Genomic DNA, 17,015 nt, shown 5'->3' on the forward strand with positions numbered 1-17,015 from the left:
ATTAGTATGGAAGTAAGTCTGTCGGTGCATTTGACTCAGGTCAACAAATGCCGGCCAGGCATGAAAGGACCTAAAGGTAGAGACCGTCCAGCAGCGCTTCCGGCTGACCTTCGGGACAGAGGTCGGCAAGCTGTGCCTGCGTCGGGAAATCCCCCCTCTCCGCGCACTCGGCCACCGTCAGCAAGGTACCAAGCCAGCCGCTGTGCGAGACGACCGCCTCGCGGATCGCCTCCCCCACGGCTACGCCGCTCATGAAACTGTGCGCATCCGAGCCCTGTGGAATATGGGCCAGGGACAGCAGCGCGGAAAGATAGGCCTGGTGCTGCAGGCGCTCGTCAAAAGGAGATATCTTGTGCGCGATACGCTCCATGAAGTCCGCGCGGCGCATGACAAGCTGCGCGAGCGGATCCGTCTCGCCGTTCTTATCGGCGCCATAGAGCATGAAGCAGCACCAGCGCGCCAATTGCTTGTATCCGACCAGGGACAGGGCCTTGCGCACCGAGGTGATTTCGGACATGTGCGTGCGCCACAGGCTGCTGCTGTTGGCCAGGCGCAAGAACTTGACCGTCAGCGATGGCACGATCTTCAGGGCGTGCTCGATATCTTCGATATCGGCCTCCTGCAGGACCAGGTCGAGTATGCCCAACAGCGCTGCGGAATTCTCGGTTGCCTTGTTGCCGCTCTTTAGCAGCTGCGGCCGGGTGAAGTAGAAGCCCTGGAACAGGTCGCAGCCGATTTCAAGCGCCTGCGCGTAGTCCTCGGGCGTTTCGACCTTTTCCGCAAGCACTATCTTGCCGGCTGCGTGGCACGCCTGCGTGATGCGGGTCGCGGTGTCCAGGTCAACGTAGGGCCAGTCTATCTTGACCAGATCGACATTGGACAAAAAGGCGAGCATTTCCGGGTTGATTGCCCTGACATCGTCCAGCGCGATACGAAACCCCCTGCTTCGCAAGGCGCGGCACCGCCGCGCAAGCGCATCGCCCAGCCTGCTGCTCTCCAGAATCTCGAGCACCATTCGACGAGCAGGCAGAATGTCGATGAATCCGGAAGCAAGGAATTCGTCGGGGCAATTCAGAAAACCGTCGCCCTCGCCCAGAACGGTCTCGATGCCTATCCTGCCAAGCAGATTCTGTACAACCGTCATCGTGCTTGCGAAGCCGTCGTCGACGACAGCCGACGTATCCCGGCTGCGCCCGCGAAACAGCAACTCATGGGCAACGCACTCGCTCTGCCGATTCATGATCGCCTGACGCGCGATAAGCGTTTCGGAGTTTCCCTCGATATTCATCGTCTTACATATTCCAGTCGCGGCTCGCCGGCCGCCATGCGTTGCGTTACAAGCCTGCACAACGCCAGGGCGCTACGCCTGCATCAACTTGCGCCACCCTTCGATTCCCAGGCTTTCCATGGTCTCGATATTTCTTTCGTAGATCGTCTCGGCCTCGGGAAAGGCCTCGACCGCGCGGTCGAGGCTGTCTTCGCGCAGGATATGCAGCGTCGGATACGGCGACCGGTTGGTGTAGTTGCCCATGTCGCGCGGATCGGTATCGGCGAACTGGAACGCCGGATGGAAGGTCGCGACCTGCAAGCTGCCCACCAGGCGCATGCGCTTGAGCAGGCGGTCGGACAGCTCGCCGAAATCGTTGAACGCGTAGAAGTCGTGCAAGGCCTCGGGCAGGATAAGCAGCGTGGTATCGATTGCGTCCGGGTCGGCCTCGCAGATCAGCATCAGCTCGTCCTCGAGGTCGGCCAGCACGCCCTCCTCGTCCACCGCGTCGCTCACCGCGTAGCGCACCTGGCCCTTGATCTGCACCGCCTTGGCAAAGGGGCACAGATTCAGGCCGATGACGGCCCTCTCGACCCAGAGCCGTGTGTCGGCCGCCGCCTGACAGGCCGACACGTCTTCGACGATCATGGCGCCCCCTTGGCGCTGCGCGCCCGCCCCCCCCCAAGGGGGAATGAGCGCTTGGGGCGGCCCGGCGCGCTCAGGACGCCCCCTTGGCGCTGCGCGCCCCTCCCCCCAAGGGGGAATGAGCGCTTGGGGCGGCCCGGCGCGCTCATGCGGGCAGGTCCGCCATGATCTGCGCCACGGAAGCGGTGATTTTTTTGCCGTAGGGTACGTGCAGAAACTCATTGGGGCCGTGCGCGTTGGACTTGGGGCCGAGTACGCCGCACACCATGAACTGCGCCTTGGGAAAGCCCTGCTGCAGGATGCTCATGAGCGGAATCGTGCCGCCCTGGCCGATGAAGCCGCACGGCGCGCCATAGTACTGGTTGGAGGCGCGGTCGAGCGCGTCAGCCAGCCACAGGGCCGTTTCCGGCGCGTTCCATCCGGTGGCCGCGCCCTTGTCGGCGTGGAAGGTCACCTTGGCGTTGTAGGGCGCGTTGTCTTCGAGCAGGTGCTTGATTTCCTGCACGGCGGCGGGCGCATCGATCAGGGGCGGCAGGCGCAGTGACAGCTTGAAGGCCGTGCGCGGACGCAGCACGTTGCCGGCCGAACTCAAGGGCGGCAGGCCTTCGGCGCCCGTCACCGACAGGGTCGGACGCCAAGTGCGGTTGAGCAGCGCTTCTTCGGGATTGGTCGTCATGGGCAGCACGAAGCTGCCGTTGGCGCCGCAACTCCAGGGGAAACGCTCCCATACGGCGTCGCCCAGGATGCCGGCCGTGGTCTTGACCTGCGCGATACGCTCGGCGGGGATTTCGCAATGCAGGCTATTGGGCAGGAGGCGGCCGGTGCCGCTGTCTTCCAGGCGGTCGAGCACATGGCGCAGGATGCGAAAGGTCGAGGGCACCACGCCGCTGGAATCGCCCGAGTGCACGCCTTCGTCGAGCACCTGCACTTCCAGCGTGCCGGCGGCCAGGCCGCGCAACGAGGTGGTCATCCATAACTGGTCGTAGTTGCCGGCGCCCGAATCCAGGCATACCACCAAGGCCACGTTGCCCAGTCGGTCACGCAGCGCATCGACATAAGGCAGCAAGTCGTAGCTGCCGGACTCTTCGCAGGTCTCGATAATGCCCACGCAATGCGGGCGCGGCACGCCCTGCTGATCCAGCGCCATGATGGCGGTAATCGAGGCGTAGACGGCATAGCCATCGTCGGCGCCGCCGCGGCCGTAGAGCTTGCCCTCCTCGAGCTTGGGCGTCCAAGGACCCAGGTCCTTGCGCCAGCCGTTGAATTCGGGCTGCTTGTCCAGGTGGCCATAGAGCAGGATGGTGTCGCCGTTGTCCGAACGGGTGCCCGGGGCGTCGAAGAAAATGACGGGAGTGCGGCCCGGCAGACGCACGATCTCCAGCGTCAAGCCGTGGATTTTTTGCGATTCGACCCATTGCGCCGCGTCCCGGATGACGCGCTCGATATAGGCGTTCTTTTCCCAGTCGGCATCGAAGGACGGACTCTTGGCGGGAATCTCGATGTAGGTGGTCAGCGCGGGGATGATCTGGCCGTCCCATTTTTCGTCGACGTAGGCCTGCAGGGCCTGGGGATCGAGTGCTGGCGGCAAGGCATCGTCGGGAATGCGGGCATTCATGAGCGGCTCCAGGTATCGCGTTGAACTGTCTAGCTTACTTCAACCACACCCGCGCATTGCGGAAGATGCGCATCCACGGCGAAAACGGGCCGCCGGTATCCGCCGAACCCCATTTTTCGGGCGCCCAGGACATCATCACGTTGCGGGTGACGCGCTCGGGGTGCGGCATGATGACCGTGAAGCGGCCGTCGGCCGTGGTGACCGAGGCCAGTCCTGCGGGACTGCCGTTAGGGTTGTAGGGATAGGCTTCGGTACGGTTGCCGTAGTGATTGACGAAATGCGCCGCACCGGCAACCCGGGTCGGGCTGCCCTGCTGCGCGAAGTTGGCATAGCCCTCGCCGTGCGCCACCGCTACCGGAACCCGGGTACCCGACATGCCGGCAAAGAAGATCGAGGGCGATTCGGCGATTTCCACCAGCGACAGGCGGGCTTCGTATTTTTCCGACTGGTTGCGCGTAAAGCGCGGCCAGTGCTCGGCGCCCGGGATCATGGGTGCGAGCGCCGCCATCATCTGGCAGCCGTTGCACACGCCCAGGCCAAAGGTGTCGGGCCGGGCGAAATATTGCGCGAACTGGTCCGACAGTTTGCCGTTGAAGCGGATGGTGCGCGCCCAGCCTTCGCCGGCGCCCAACACGTCGCCGTAGCTGAAGCCGCCCACGGCCACCAGACCTTGCATGGTGGCCAGGTCGACGCGGCCGGCCAGCAGGTCGGTCATGTGCACGTCCACCGCCTCGAAGCCGGCGGTATCGAAGGCCCAGGCCATTTCGACCTGGCTGTTGCAGCCTTGCTCGCGCAGGATGGCCACGCGCGGGCGCCTGCCGGTGGCGATGAAGGGCGCGGCGATGTCTTGCTGCGGATTGAAGGCCACGCGCGGGGCCAGGCCCGGATCGGCGGGGTCCTTCCAGATGTCGAACTCGGCCTGAGCGCACACGGGGTTGTCGCGCAGCGCCATGATGTCGCGGCTGACTTCGCTCCAGGCGCTGCCCAGATCGGCACGCGGCTGGCTCCAGATCTTCCTGCCGTCGCGGTAGAGCTCGATCTCGTCGCTGTCGTTCAGGCCGCCGATCACGTGGGCATATTTGGACAGGCCGGCGCCGCGCAGCACCTGCATGACGGCGTCGCGCTGCGACATCGGCACCTGGATCACGGCGCCGGCTTCTTCCGAGAACAAGGCCTTGAGCGTCAGCTCCTCGCGCTGCACGGCCACCTGCTCGGCGCGGATCTTGAAGTCGCCCCAGTCGGCCGAGCTGGGATCGAAGGTGAGCATGTCCAGGTTGACCGACACGCCGGTGCGACCGGCCAGGGCCATCTCGACCAGCGTGGCGAACAGGCCGCCATCGGAACGGTCGTGGTAGGCCAGGATGATGCCGGCCTCGGCCAGGGTGCGGATGGTGATGAAGAAGGCGCGCAGGTCCTGCGGGCGATCGATATCGGGCACCGTCTCGCCCACCTGCCCGTAGACTTGCGCGAGGATGGAGCCGCCCATGCGGTGGCGGCCCTGGCCCAGGTCGATGAGGATGAGCGCGCTGCCGCCGGTATCGGTGCGCAGCTGCGGCGTGAGGCTGGCGCGCGCGTCCTTGACCGGTGCGAAAGCGGTGACGATGAGCGAGACCGGCGCCACCACCTGGCGCGACTCATCGCCCTCTTTCCATGACGTCTTCATGGAGAGCGAATCCTTGCCCACCGGAATGGACAGGCCCACGGCCTGGCATAGTTCGCTTACGGCCGTGACCGTGTCGTACAGCGCGGCGTCCTGGCCCGGAACGCCGCAGGCGGCCATCCAGTTGGCGGATAGCTTGATGTCTTCGACCTGGGCCACATCGGCGGCGGCCAGGTTGGTCAGCGCCTCGGCCACGGCCATGCGGCCCGAAGCCGGCGCGTCGATCACCGCAATGGGCGAGCGCTCGCCCATGGACATGGCTTCGCCGCGGAACCCTTCATAGTCGGACAACGTGACGGCGCAGTCGGCCACCGGCACCTGCCAGGGGCCGACCATCTGGTCGCGCGCGGACAGGCCGCCCACGGTGCGGTCGCCGATGGTGATAAGGAAGGTTTTGTTGGCCACCGTGGGATGGCGCAGCACGCGATAGGCGGCTTCGGTCAGATCGATGCCGACCAGATCGAGCTCGCCGGTCGCACCGGGCAGGCGCTTGACATCGCGCAGCATGCGCGGCGCCTTGCCCAGGATGACGTCGATGGGAACGTCCACGGGGCGCACCTCGTCGGCGGGCTTGGGCTGAATCGCGTCCAACCCCGGCAGGCCTTCGCCGTCGACCACGCGCAGCTGGCGCTCTTCGGTGGCCACGCCGACCACCGCATAAGGGCAGCGCTCGCGCTGCGCGATGGCGTCGAAGCGGTCCAGGTCCTGCGGCAGGATCGCGAGCACGTAGCGCTCCTGCGACTCGTTGCTCCAGATTTCGGCGGGCGACATGCCGGACTCTTCGACCGGCACGCGCTTGAGGTCGAACACCGCACCGCGAACGGCGTCGTTGACCAGTTCGGGGAAAGCGTTGGACAGGCCGCCCGCGCCCACGTCGTGGATGGCGATGATGGGGTTGCCCGTGCCCAGTTGCCAGCAGCGGTCGATGACCTCCTGCGCGCGGCGCTCGATCTCGGGGTTGCCGCGCTGCACGGAGTCGAAGTCCAGGTCGGCCGAGTTGCTGCCCACGCCCATACTGGAGGCGGCGCCGCCTCCCATGCCGATGCGCAGGCCCGGGCCGCCCAGTTGGATGAGCAGCGCGCCCGGCGGGATCGGGTCTTTTTGGGTCAGGTCCGCATCGATGCTGCCCAGGCCGCCGGCGATCATGATGGGCTTGTGGTAGCCCCAACGCATCTTGCCCTCGCCCTGCTCGGCGACCAGTTCCGTAGTCTGCTCATAGGTGCGGAAATAGCCCAGCAGATTGGGCCGGCCGAATTCATTATTGAAGGCCGCGCCGCCCAGGGGACCGTCGATCATGATGGACAGCGGCGTGGCAATGCGATCGGGCAGGCCGTGATGATCGGCCTCCCAGGGTTGCGGCGCGTCGGGCAGGCGCAGGTGCGACACGGTAAAGCCCGTGAGGCCGGCCTTGGGCTTGGAGCCGCGGCCCGTGGCGCCCTCGTCGCGGATCTCGCCGCCGGCGCCGGTGGATGCGCCGGGAAACGGCGCGATGGCGGTCGGGTGATTGTGCGTCTCGACTTTCATCAGCGTGTGCACGGTGGTCGCGCGGCGGCGATACACCGGGCTTGCGCCGGCCAGGCCGGGAACGCCCGCTTCGAAGCGTTGCGCCGCGCCGCCTTCCATGACGGCGGCGTTGTCGGAATAGGCCACCACGGTGCCGTTGGGCTGCGCCTTGTGCGTGGCGCGGATCATGCCAAAGAGCGTGTTGGGCTGCTCGGCGCCGTCGATCTTCCATTGCGCGTTGAAGATCTTGTGGCGGCAGTGTTCGCTGTTGGCCTGCGCGAACATCATCAGCTCGACGTCGGTCGGGTCGCGTTCGAGCACGGCGAAAGCTTCGGCCAGATACTCGATTTCGTCCTCGGACAGGGCCAGACCCAGCGCCACATTGGCCTGGACCAGCGCAGCGCTGCCCTGGGCCAGCACCGGCACCGTGCGCACCGGCTTGCCGGCCAGCGGCGCGAACAGCGCCTGGCCGTCGAATGCGGCGTCGACCACGGTTTCGGTCATGCGGTCGTGCAGGCAGGCGGCGGCGCGGGCCAGGGCGCCTTCGTCAAAAGCCTTGCTGCCCAGCAGGCCACGTTCGGCAGTCAGGGTGTAGCGGATGCCGCGCTCGATGCGCCGCACGGCCGCCAGGCCGCAGTTATGAGCGATGTCGGTGGCCTTGCTGGCCCAGGGCGACACGGTGCCCAGGCGCGGGATGACAAGCAATTGCAGCGCCTTGCCCGGCGCGGCATCCGCGCCGGCCGGATCGCCGTAGTCCAGCAGATCGGCCAGGCGCCTGGCGTCTTGCGCCTGAAGCTCGACATCGGTAAGGACAAAGTGCTCGTAGCGGGCCGAGACATCGGCGACCGGCAGGCCGACCTGCTTCAATTGAGCAAGCAGGCGTTCGCGGCGGAAGACGGAAAGGACGGAGGAACCGGGCAGATGCTGGACGAGGGACACGATGCGGCCGAAGAGGGGGGATCAAAACCGGATTTTACCTTTTTGCGCCCCCGCTTCGGTCTCGCGATGTCGCGGCGGCAAAGCCGATTCAGGCGACCTGGACTTCGTAGCCGGCATCCTCGATGGCCTCGCGCGCTCGTTGGGCATCGGCGCCTTCGATGGCGACCCGGTGGCTGGCCAGGTCGGCCGTGACCTGGGCTGCCGGAGCCACCGCCTGCACGGCGCTGGTGATGGTCTTGACGCAATGGCCGCAGGTCATGTCGGGAACGATGAATTCGGTGCTCATGAAGTGGACTCCTGGTGAAATTCCATACCCAGCTTAAACCTTCCCATTATGGCAATGTCAAGACTAAAATAAGCCTTGACCTTCCCATGATAGGAAGGTCGAGACTAGCGTCGTACCCTTATCGCGGGCATGGTGTCCGACAAGCAAATGAACCCATCCACCGAACTCGAACTGGCCGTCACCGGCATGACCTGCGCCTCCTGCGTGCGCCGCGTCGAAAAGGCGCTGTCCAAGGTGCCCGGCGCACAGGAAGCGACCGTGAATCTGGCCACCGAGCGTGCGCAAGTGCGTTACGACCCGTCAGCAGGCAAGCCCGAAGACTTTGTCGCGGCCGTGCTCAAGGCAGGCTACGAAGCGCGACCCATTACGGCGCAGGACGACCATGCCCGCGAACTGGCGCAGGCGCGCGACGCCCAGGCGCAGCGCCTGCGCCGCGACTTTCTCATTGCCCTGACCCTGGCCCTGCCCGTCTTCGTCCTGGAAATGGGCGGCCATCTGCTGCCCGCCTGGCATCATCTGATCTATGCCACGCTGGGCGAGCGCGGCGACTGGATCGTGCAATTCATCCTGACCAGCGCCGTGCTGGCCGGCCCGGGCAGGCGCTTCTTCACCGACGGCCTGGCGGCCCTGTGGCGCCTGGCCCCTGAGATGAACACGCTGGTGGCCCTGGGGTCCGGTGCGGCCTGGCTCTATTCCAGCGCGGCCGTCTTCGCCGCGCAGATACTGCCCGAGGGCGCTCGTCAGGTGTATTTCGAATCGGCCGCCGTCATCGTCACCCTGATCCTGCTCGGCCGCATGCTGGAAGCGCGCGCCAAGGGGCGCACGGGCGCGGCCATACAACGGCTGGTGAGCCTGCAGCCGCAGACGGCCCGCGTGATGCGCGACGGCCAGCCGCATGACGTGCCCATCGGGCGACTGCGCATCGGCGATGCCGTGCTGGTGCGACCCGGCGAGCGCATTGCCGCCGACGGCGTCGTGATCGAGGGCAGCTCGTACGTGGATGAATCCATGCTCACCGGCGAGCCGGTGCCCGTGGGAAAAACCCTGAACGCGCCGGTCACCGGCGGCACGCTCAACACCACCGGCAGCTTCACCCTGCGCATCGTGAGCCTGGGCGCCGACTCCGCGCTGGCGCGCATCATCCGCATGGTCGAGACCGCCCAGGGCGCGCGCCTGCCCATCCAGGCTCTGGTCGACCGCGTCACAGGCTGGTTCGTGCCGGCTGTGCTGGCGGCGGCGCTCGCCACGTTCGCCGCCTGGATGATCTGGAGTCCCGCGCCCGCCCTGCCCCATGCACTGGTCAACGCGGTAGCGGTGCTCATCATCGCCTGCCCCTGCGCCATGGGCCTGGCCACGCCGACTTCCATCATGGTGGGCACCGGCCGCGCGGCGGAACTGGGCGTGCTGTTCCGCCAGGGCGATGCGCTGCAATTGCTGCGCGAGGTGGACGTGGTGGCCTTTGACAAGACAGGCACCCTGACCTTGGGCCGGCCAGCCTTGACGGACTGGATGGAAACCGATGAGGCCGGCGCAGTCCATAGCTACCTTGATGGCGCCACCAGCGGCCCGGACACCGCCCCAAACGGCACCTCGCCCGATGTACCGCCTACCTTGCGCCTGTTGGCCTCGGCGCAGTTGCGTTCGGAACATCCCATCGCACGGGCCATCGTGGCGCAGGCGCGGAAGTACGGGTTCGAGCTGCCGCCCGTCTCGGACTTTCAGGCCGTCTCCGGCGCAGGCATCTCGGCGCGGATCGACGGCCACGACTTGTTGGCCGGTTCCGAGCGCCTGATGAACGAGCGCGGCATCGATGCATCGAAATTGTCCGGAACGGCGGCCGATTGGGCCCGCGCGGGCAAGACGCCGATCTTTGTCGCTGTCGACGGACGCATCCGCGCCATCGCGGCCGTGGCCGATCCGCTGCAGCCCACGGCCGCGCAAGCCATCGCTGCCCTGCACGCGCTGGGCTTGCGCACCGCGATGATCACCGGCGATCATCGCGACACGGCGCAAGCCGTGGCACGCCAGCTCGGCGTGGACGATGTGCGCGCGCAGGTGCTGCCCGAAGGCAAGATGCAGGCCGTCACCGACATGCGCCGCAACGGCAGCAAGGTGCTTTTTGTCGGCGACGGCATCAACGACGCGCCGGCGCTGGCCGCCGCCGACGTGGGCCTGGCGATCGGCAGCGGCACCGACATCGCCATCGAGGCCGCGCAGGTCGTGCTGCTGGGCAAGGACCTGCGCGGCGTGGCCGACGCCATCGCCCTGAGCCGCGCCACGCTGCGCAATATCCGGCAGAACCTGTTCTGGGCTTTCGTCTACAACATCGCGCTCATTCCGCTGGCGGCCGGCGTGCTGTACCCGGCATTCGGCCTGCTGCTCTCGCCCATGCTGGCGGCCGGCGCCATGGCCCTGTCCAGCGTGTTCGTGGTCAGCAATGCCCTGCGACTGAAGACGTTCCGGCCCGCGCGCGCCGGCGTCTGAATATCCCGGAGATACGCCATGAATATCGGACAAGCTGCCCAGGCCACCGGCATCTCGGCCAAGATGATCCGCTATTACGAGTCCATAGGCCTCATCGTCCCGGCCGGCCGCACGGCGTCGGGCTACCGCATCTACACGGAGCAGGACCTACATACCCTGCGCTTCGTGCGCCGCGCGCGCGGTCTGGGCTTTTCCGTGGAACAGATGCACGAACTGCTGGCTTTATGGCACGACCGTAAACGCGCCAGTTCCGACGTAAAGCGCGTGGCCTTGCAGCACGTGCAGGAGTTAGAGCGCAAAGTGGCCGAGCTGCAGCAGATGGCCGATACGCTCAAGCATTTGGCCCAGAACTGTCACGGCGACAGTCGGCCGCAGTGCCCGATCATCGACGAACTGGAGGGTGCTTGATGATGCGCAGGTTGGTGGTTTGATTGATTGGGTTCTTGAGACGTTTGTCGTGTCCAGGGGGCCTGGGGGTGGCCTGGTCGGCGCGACGCGATCGACGCCTCAAGAACCTCAACGAATACATTATCAAGAACATCTCAACCCGCAAGCTGAAACACCGCCAGATCGCGGACCCCATCCGACTCCAGCTGCGCAATCGAAAGCACATCCACCACACCTGAGACCGCGAGCCGACGCTCATTGAGCCGATCGCACAGATGCTTGGCCAAAGCCTTGTCGTGGAAAACACCAAGCGTGATGTGAGGCACGTAAGGAATGTCCAGATTCAGATGCCGTGCCAATGGCCCCTGGTACAGGGCATGATGCAGCCTCGATAGATCGTTATAGCCTTCGTCCGGCACGGCATGGCAGCCGAAAGCCAAGGTGAAATGGGCCCGGACCCTGCCGGACTGCGGATTGTGCTCCCGCCGTATCGTCTCTATCGCCGCCGGCCAACGACGGACAGGCAAGCGTGTAGAGCGCAGCCATCACGCCTCTGTGCCCTCAAGCTGCGCCGCCTTCGCAGCCGCCTGCTCCTGAGCAGCAAGCACAGCCGCCTCGTCCTGCGACTCGAACACCGCGATCGACTCCACGTGGCCGGTGTGCGGAAACATATTGATCACTCCCGCCATCTGCAACGCATAACCGCCTTCGTACACCATGATCGCCGCATCGCGCGCCAGCGTGGCGGGGTTGCACGACACATAGACGATGCGCCTGGGCCGTTCGACCGGCGACAGCAGAGACAGGGCCTGGGCTACCGCCTGGGCGCCTTCGCGCGGCGGATCGATGAGCATGCGGTCAAAATACCCCAGGCCGCGCAGCCAGTCCACATTGACCTCGAACAGATTGAGCGTGGAAAAGCTCGTGCTGGCTGCAAGGCCGTGCAACTGCGCGGCCTGCATGGCCCGGTCGGTCAATGCCTTGCTGCCTTCGACACCCACGGCCTCGCGCGCCTTCGTGGCCAGCGGCAAGGTGAAATTGCCCAGGCCGCAGAAGAGGTCGGCCACGCGGTCGGTGGGCTGCGGGTCCAGCAGCGTCAATGCGCGCGAGATCAGGGCGCGGTTGATGGCGTGGTTGACCTGCGTGAAATCGGTGGGCCGGTAAGGCATGCGCAGGCCGAACTCAGGCAGCGCGTAGGCCAGCGCGTCGGCATGTTCGGACTCGAGCGAGTGCACGGTGTCCGGCCCCTTGGGCTGCAGCCACCACTGCACGTCGTGCTCGCGAGCAAACGCGCGCAACACGGCGAGGTCGCCGTCGGTGAGCGGCTCCAGATGCCGCAGCACCAGCACGGTGACCTTCTCGCCCAGCGCCACCTCGATCTGCGGCATGCGGGCCGGGGCGGACATGGACGCGATCATTGCACGCAGCGGCATCAGCATGTCGCTGACGTGCCTGGGCAGCACGGGGCATTCGCGCATGTCAGCCACGTAGCTGCTTTTTCTCTCGTGAAAGCCCACCAGCACGCCGCCTTTCTTGGGCACCCAGCGCACCGACAAGCGGGCGCGATAGCGGTAGCCCCAGGAAGGGCCTTGCAGCGGCGGCAGCATGCGCGCCGGCTTGAGCTTGCCGATATGGACGAAGGTGTCCTCCAGGGCGCGCTGCTTGATGGCCACCTGGGCCGTGGGTTCCAGATGCTGCATGACGCAGCCGCCGCACACGCCGAAATGCGGACAGCGGGGCGCGACGCGTTGCGACGAAGGGAGCAGCACTTCGTCCACGCGCGCGATCTCGTAAGACGGCTTGCGCCGCACCGACGAGGCCAGCACCTGCTCGCCCGGCAAGGCACCCTCCACGAAGACGACCTTGCCCTCGCGGCGGGCGATTCCCCTGGCTTCCAGGTCCAGGGATTCGATATTCAGAACTTCCGGCATCTCGGCCATCCAGATAGACAACCCGCTATTGTAAAAGAGCCGGCCCCACGGGCCTTTGTGGACCCGGGGAGCCGGCTCTCGTGCCGGAAAAATCGGACAGCGCGATCAGCTGGGCGAGGAGTCGTGGGCGGCGGGGGCCGCACCGGCCGGGGAAGGCATAGGACCCTTGCGCTCCTGATGGCGTTCGCGCATGGCCTGCATCCTGGACTCGCGTGCCTTGACGAAGCCGACCACCTGGGTGCGCTGAGCATCGCTCAGGCCATCCCAAACGGCCAGCCACTTGTCCCGCACCTGGCCGACCTGCGCCTGGAACTGCTGCTGGTTGGCTTCCTGCGCACTCATGAGCGCGCGCGGATCGAGCTTGCCGGAGGTGACCTGCTGGTCGAGCAGCACGTGCTGGCGGGTCATTTCGTCGCGGCGAGCTTCGAACAGGGTGCGCTGGGCGGCCTGCGCCTGTTTGAACTGGGCCTGTTGCGCGGCGGTGAGCTTGAGCTCCTGGACCTGGCGCTTACCGATGGGACCCAGGCCGGGAATCATCATCGCGTCGCGCCACATCATGCGCTTGCCATGTTCGGGGCCGTGATGCCACGCATGGGGCATCGGAGGGGGCGGCGTGCCCGCCGGGGCGGACTGGGCAAAGACGGACGTCGCGCCGGCGCCCGCAGCCACGGCGAGGACAATGCTGGCGACGCGAGCGCGAAGGGGGATACGGGTCATGAGGATCTCCTCGAAGGGTTGAAACACCGCCTCATTGTGCGGATCGCGCGGTTACGGGTGGATTTCAACGGCGGCGAGGTCGTTTCAGTTGATTGCCAGAAAGATTACAAGGCAACGCCGCGGCACGACGCCCCACCCTGCCACGGACAATCAGGCGGCGTCCCAGGCCGCCAGATATTCCTTCCAGTGCGCCGCATCGCTGGCGGCCAGCGTGCTTCGCACCAGATCGATTTCGGCCTGATAGGCTGTGGCATCGAGTTCGCCGCGCAGGAAGCGGAAACGGCAGTACACCAGCCAGGTGTTGACCACGTCGGTCTCGCAATAGGCGCGCACCGCGTCGGCCTGGCCATTGTTCCATGCCTCCCAGACCTTGCTGCCATCCATGCCGAGCTTGCCCGGAAAACCGCAGAGCTTGGCCAGGTCGTCCAGCGGCGCGTTGGCGCGGCCGTTGTACTTGGCCAGCAGGTCCATCAGGTCGATGTGGCGGTTGTGGTAGCGGCTGATGTAGTTGTTGTACTTGAAGTCGCGATTGTCCTCGCCCGTGTCCCAATAGCGCGGCGCAGGCACGCCGTGGATCAGGCTGCGGTAATGCAGCACGGGCAGGTCAAAGCCGGAACCGTTCCAACTCACCAGACGCGGGGTATAGCGCTCGATGGTCTTGAAAAAGCCGGCCAGCAGCACGGGTTCGGGATCGTCGGGATTGCCCAGCGTCTTGACGCGAAAACCCTGGTCGTCGCGAAAGACGCAGCCCACCACCGCCACGCGCTGCAGATGCAGGGGCAGAAAGTCGCTGCCGGTCGCCTCACGCCGCGCGGCGAAAGCGCGCTCGGCCACCTCCAGGTCGGGCACCTCGGGACCCCAGCCGTTCAGGCGGCGCAGGCCTGCGACATCGGGCAAGGTTTCGAGGTCGAAGACCAGGGTCGGAGTCATCGCCCTATTACCGCGGCGGCAGATACTGCAAGGGATCCACCGGCTCGCCCTGCTTGCGGATCTCGAAATGCAGCATGGGCGTGGTGGCGTCGGTCTCACCCAGCGTGGCGATCTTGGTGCCCCGCTTGACCTTGGGGCAACCCTTGTCCTGTCCGACCTGGTTGCACTTGACCAGCAGGGTCTGGTTGTGGGCGTATGCCGTCACGAAACCGTTCGCGTGCTCGATGATGACCAGATTGCCCAGGCCGGGAATGCCGTTGCCCGCATATTTCACCGTACCGTCGGCGGCGGCATAGACCGGATCGCCCGGATTTCCGGAAATGTCGATGCCCCGGTTCTTGGGAGGGCTGAATTTCTGGATCACGCTGCCCTGCGCCGGCCATCCCCAGGAAATGAGGTTGGCGTCGCTGGCGCGCGCCGGCGCGGGCGCCGACGCTGCAGGCGGCACGGCAGGCACGGCCTCGTTATTGGCAGGAGGCTGCGCCGGTTGCCCGGGCGGTTGCCCGCCCGCCGGCGGCTGCCCGAGCGGCACCGGTTCGAGCGGTTTGCTGGAGACAGGGGGCGCCACCGGCGCAGCCCCCATCGGTCCCGCGGGCGCGGCGGCCGCGCCGCCCGGCAGGGTGAGCACCTGACCGACGATCAGGTGGTTGGGATTGGTGATGTTGTTGGCACGTTCGAGGCTGGCGACATCGACATTATTGCGCCGGGCGATGCCGAACAGGCTGTCGCCGGGCTTGACCACATAGGTACCGCCCGGCGTAGCGCCGGAAGAAGACTGACCCAGGCTGACGATGGGCGCCGGCTGGTTCGGCGTGGACGAACATCCGGCCAGCGCCAGCATGGCCGCCACAGCGGCCAGTGGGAAAATTCGATGGGTAAAGCGCGCGCACGCGCCAGGCGGTATTGCGTGATTCGGTGCAAACTGCCCGTCGAGCATACGATTCTCCTGTTTGCTCAAGATTGTATTCCAGCCCTCAAGGGCACGAAGCGCACCGCATCGAGTTCGCGGCGGCTCCAGTTGGCCGGCCCGGTGCGCTCCATCAGCACCAGCCTTTGCTCGGCGCCGCCTTCGGGGGCGATCAGGCGACCGCCCATGGACAATTGTTCCAGCAAAGCATGGGGAATGGCCAGACCTGCTGCTGCCACAACGATAGCATCGAATGGCGCCGAGCCAGGCTGGCCCAGCATGCCATCGCCGTGAGTCAGCCTGACGCGGGCCGCAAGCCGCTGGATGCGCAGGCGGTCACGCGCCAGGTCGTACAGGCCCCGGATGCGCTCGATGCCGTGGACTTCACGCACGAACTGAGCCAGCACCGCCGCCTGATAGCCGCAACCGGCGCCAACCTCGAGCACGCGCACCGGCTGGCGATTTTCGCAGACGACCGAGAGCATGTGGGCTACCACCCAGGGCTGCGAGATGGTCTGGCCATGCCCGATCGGCAGGGCCGCGTCTTCGTAGGCGCGGCTGGCCAGCGCCTCATCGACGAAAAGGTGCCGCGGCACCACCGCCATGGCGCTCAGCACGCGCTCGTCGACGATGCCCTGCGCGCGCAGGCGCTGCACCATGGCATGGCGCAGTCTGTCGGAATTCAATCCCAGGTTGCCGCCGCTGGGCGAGCCCGTCGGTGCGGCGGGCGCATTGTTCGAACGCGTCACGGCGCCAGAGGAAATGCGTGTATTGCTGTTGGCCGGCGTAAAACCCTTGCCTACACCGGTCATGCCGCGGCCTGTGCGCCGGCCGGCCATGCCCTGGCGTTCGATTTCGTCGGGCGTCAGACTCTTGCTCATACGCCCCCTTCACGCCGCGCGCTCATGCCGCCAACCCGCGCGCCCATCCCCGCATGGCATCGAGCTGCTCATGCTGGGTCAGGTCCAGCCGCAGCGGCGTGAGCGCCACGCAGCCCTGCGCGACCGCATGAAAATCCGTGCCGAGCGCGGCGTCGGCGGCCTGGCCCACCGGCCCTATCCAGTAGACCGTGTCGCCATAGGGCGTGGTGCTGCGCACCACGGGCTCTGAAGGATGCCGCTTGCCCAGCCGCGTGACGACATAGCCGGCCAGGTCTTCGAAGCGGCGGCTGGGTATGTTGACGTTGAGCAGCACGGCCCCCATGGGGGCGGCCAGCTGCCGCTCGACGACCTGGCGCGCCGCGCGGGCGGCGTCCTCGATGTGCGCCCAGCCTTTTTCGGCCAGGGAAAAGGCGATGGAGGGAATGCCGAAAAGGTATCCCTCGCTGGCGGCGGCCACTGTGCCGGAGTACAGGGTGTCCTCGCCCATATTGGCGCCGTTGTTGATACCCGAGACCACCAGGTCGGGACGGTCCGGCATGAGGCCGCCCGTCAGCGCCACATGCACGCAGTCCGAAGGGGTGCCGTTAACGTAATGAAAACCGTTGGCCGCGGTGCGCACCGACAGCGGGCGATTGAGCGTAAGGGAGTTGGAGGCTCCGCTGTGATTGGTTTCCGGCGCGACCACGGTGATCTCGCCCAGTCCGGACAAGGCGCGAACCAGCGCCTCTATTCCCGGCGCGTTGTAGCCGTCGTCGTTGGAAACCAGGATGCGCATTGTCTGTTTTCGAATTGGGAGGTCTGGCGTAGCCGTCTTGCAAGCCCTTCTTGCAAGCCTGTAGCCCCGGCGAACTCTTGCAACACAG

General features: G+C 66.3%; 14 protein-coding genes. 2 read left to right on the forward strand and 12 right to left on the reverse strand.

The features are described 5' to 3' along the window. Nucleotides 1-70: 70 nt before the first annotated feature. The 5 genes from H143_RS21040 to H143_RS0117505 all read right to left on the reverse strand — a co-directional run bounded on the left by H143_RS21040 (nt 71) and on the right by H143_RS0117505 (nt 7,915). Nucleotides 71-1,288 (reverse strand): EAL and HDOD domain-containing protein, encoded by a 1,218-nt coding sequence (locus H143_RS21040; RefSeq protein WP_019939557.1) that lies wholly within the window; start codon nt 1,286-1,288, stop codon nt 71-73. 72 nt (nt 1,289-1,360) lie between these two features. Then, entirely contained in the window at nt 1,361-1,915 is a 555-nt protein-coding gene (locus tag H143_RS0117490; protein WP_019939558.1) for a DUF1415 domain-containing protein, read from the reverse strand. Nucleotides 1,916-2,057: 142 nt separating this feature from the next. Beyond that, nucleotides 2,058-3,527 (reverse strand): M20 family metallopeptidase, encoded by a 1,470-nt coding sequence (locus H143_RS0117495; protein WP_019939559.1) that lies wholly within the window; start codon nt 3,525-3,527, stop codon nt 2,058-2,060. A gap of 34 nt (nt 3,528-3,561) precedes the next feature. After that, a complete protein-coding gene (gene purL / locus H143_RS0117500; RefSeq protein ID WP_019939560.1) occupies nt 3,562-7,629 on the reverse strand; it encodes a phosphoribosylformylglycinamidine synthase in 4,068 nt (1,355 codons plus the stop codon). A gap of 88 nt (nt 7,630-7,717) precedes the next feature. Continuing rightward, nucleotides 7,718-7,915, reverse strand: a complete 198-nt coding sequence (locus tag H143_RS0117505) for a heavy-metal-associated domain-containing protein (RefSeq protein WP_019939561.1) — start codon at nt 7,913-7,915, stop codon at nt 7,718-7,720. Between the two features lie 147 nt (nt 7,916-8,062). On the opposite strand from H143_RS0117505, the gene H143_RS0117510 reads away from it, so the two are divergent. After that, nucleotides 8,063-10,399 (forward strand): heavy metal translocating P-type ATPase, encoded by a 2,337-nt coding sequence (locus H143_RS0117510; protein ID WP_026350194.1) that lies wholly within the window; start codon nt 8,063-8,065, stop codon nt 10,397-10,399. An 18-nt stretch (nt 10,400-10,417) separates the two neighbouring features. Beyond that, nucleotides 10,418-10,807 (forward strand): Cu(I)-responsive transcriptional regulator, encoded by a 390-nt coding sequence (gene cueR, locus H143_RS0117515; protein ID WP_019939563.1) that lies wholly within the window; start codon nt 10,418-10,420, stop codon nt 10,805-10,807. A 134-nt stretch (nt 10,808-10,941) separates the two neighbouring features. On the opposite strand, the gene H143_RS0117520 is transcribed toward cueR, so the two are convergent. The 7 genes from H143_RS0117520 to surE all read right to left on the reverse strand — a co-directional run bounded on the left by H143_RS0117520 (nt 10,942) and on the right by surE (nt 16,927). Next, a complete protein-coding gene (locus tag H143_RS0117520; RefSeq protein WP_019939564.1) occupies nt 10,942-11,226 on the reverse strand; it encodes a 2'-5' RNA ligase family protein in 285 nt (94 codons plus the stop codon). A 105-nt stretch (nt 11,227-11,331) separates the two neighbouring features. Then, nucleotides 11,332-12,717 carry a 23S rRNA (uracil(1939)-C(5))-methyltransferase RlmD gene (gene rlmD / locus H143_RS0117525; RefSeq protein WP_026350195.1) on the reverse strand — a complete coding sequence of 462 codons (1,386 nt, stop codon included), beginning with the start codon at nt 12,715-12,717 and terminating at the stop codon, nt 11,332-11,334. 105 nt (nt 12,718-12,822) lie between these two features. Continuing rightward, complete coding sequence (locus tag H143_RS0117530) at nt 12,823-13,434, reverse strand: hypothetical protein (RefSeq protein WP_019939566.1); 612 nt, start codon at nt 13,432-13,434, stop codon at nt 12,823-12,825. 150 nt (nt 13,435-13,584) lie between these two features. Further along, on the reverse strand, nt 13,585-14,364 hold the full coding sequence (locus H143_RS0117535) for a 3'-5' exonuclease (RefSeq protein ID WP_019939567.1): 780 nt from the start codon (nt 14,362-14,364) through the stop codon (nt 13,585-13,587). A gap of 7 nt (nt 14,365-14,371) precedes the next feature. Next, a complete protein-coding gene (locus tag H143_RS0117540; protein WP_019939568.1) occupies nt 14,372-15,301 on the reverse strand; it encodes a peptidoglycan DD-metalloendopeptidase family protein in 930 nt (309 codons plus the stop codon). A gap of 17 nt (nt 15,302-15,318) precedes the next feature. Then, a complete protein-coding gene (locus H143_RS0117545; RefSeq protein ID WP_051094511.1) occupies nt 15,319-16,110 on the reverse strand; it encodes a protein-L-isoaspartate(D-aspartate) O-methyltransferase in 792 nt (263 codons plus the stop codon). 64 nt (nt 16,111-16,174) lie between these two features. Then, a complete protein-coding gene (surE, locus tag H143_RS0117550) occupies nt 16,175-16,927 on the reverse strand; it encodes a 5'/3'-nucleotidase SurE (RefSeq protein ID WP_019939570.1) in 753 nt (250 codons plus the stop codon). Between the last annotated feature and the right edge of the window lie 88 nt (nt 16,928-17,015).

Origin of the sequence: Bordetella sp. FB-8 (assembly GCF_000382185.1) — a bacterium.
Lineage (GTDB): Bacteria > Pseudomonadota > Gammaproteobacteria > Burkholderiales > Burkholderiaceae_B > Bordetella.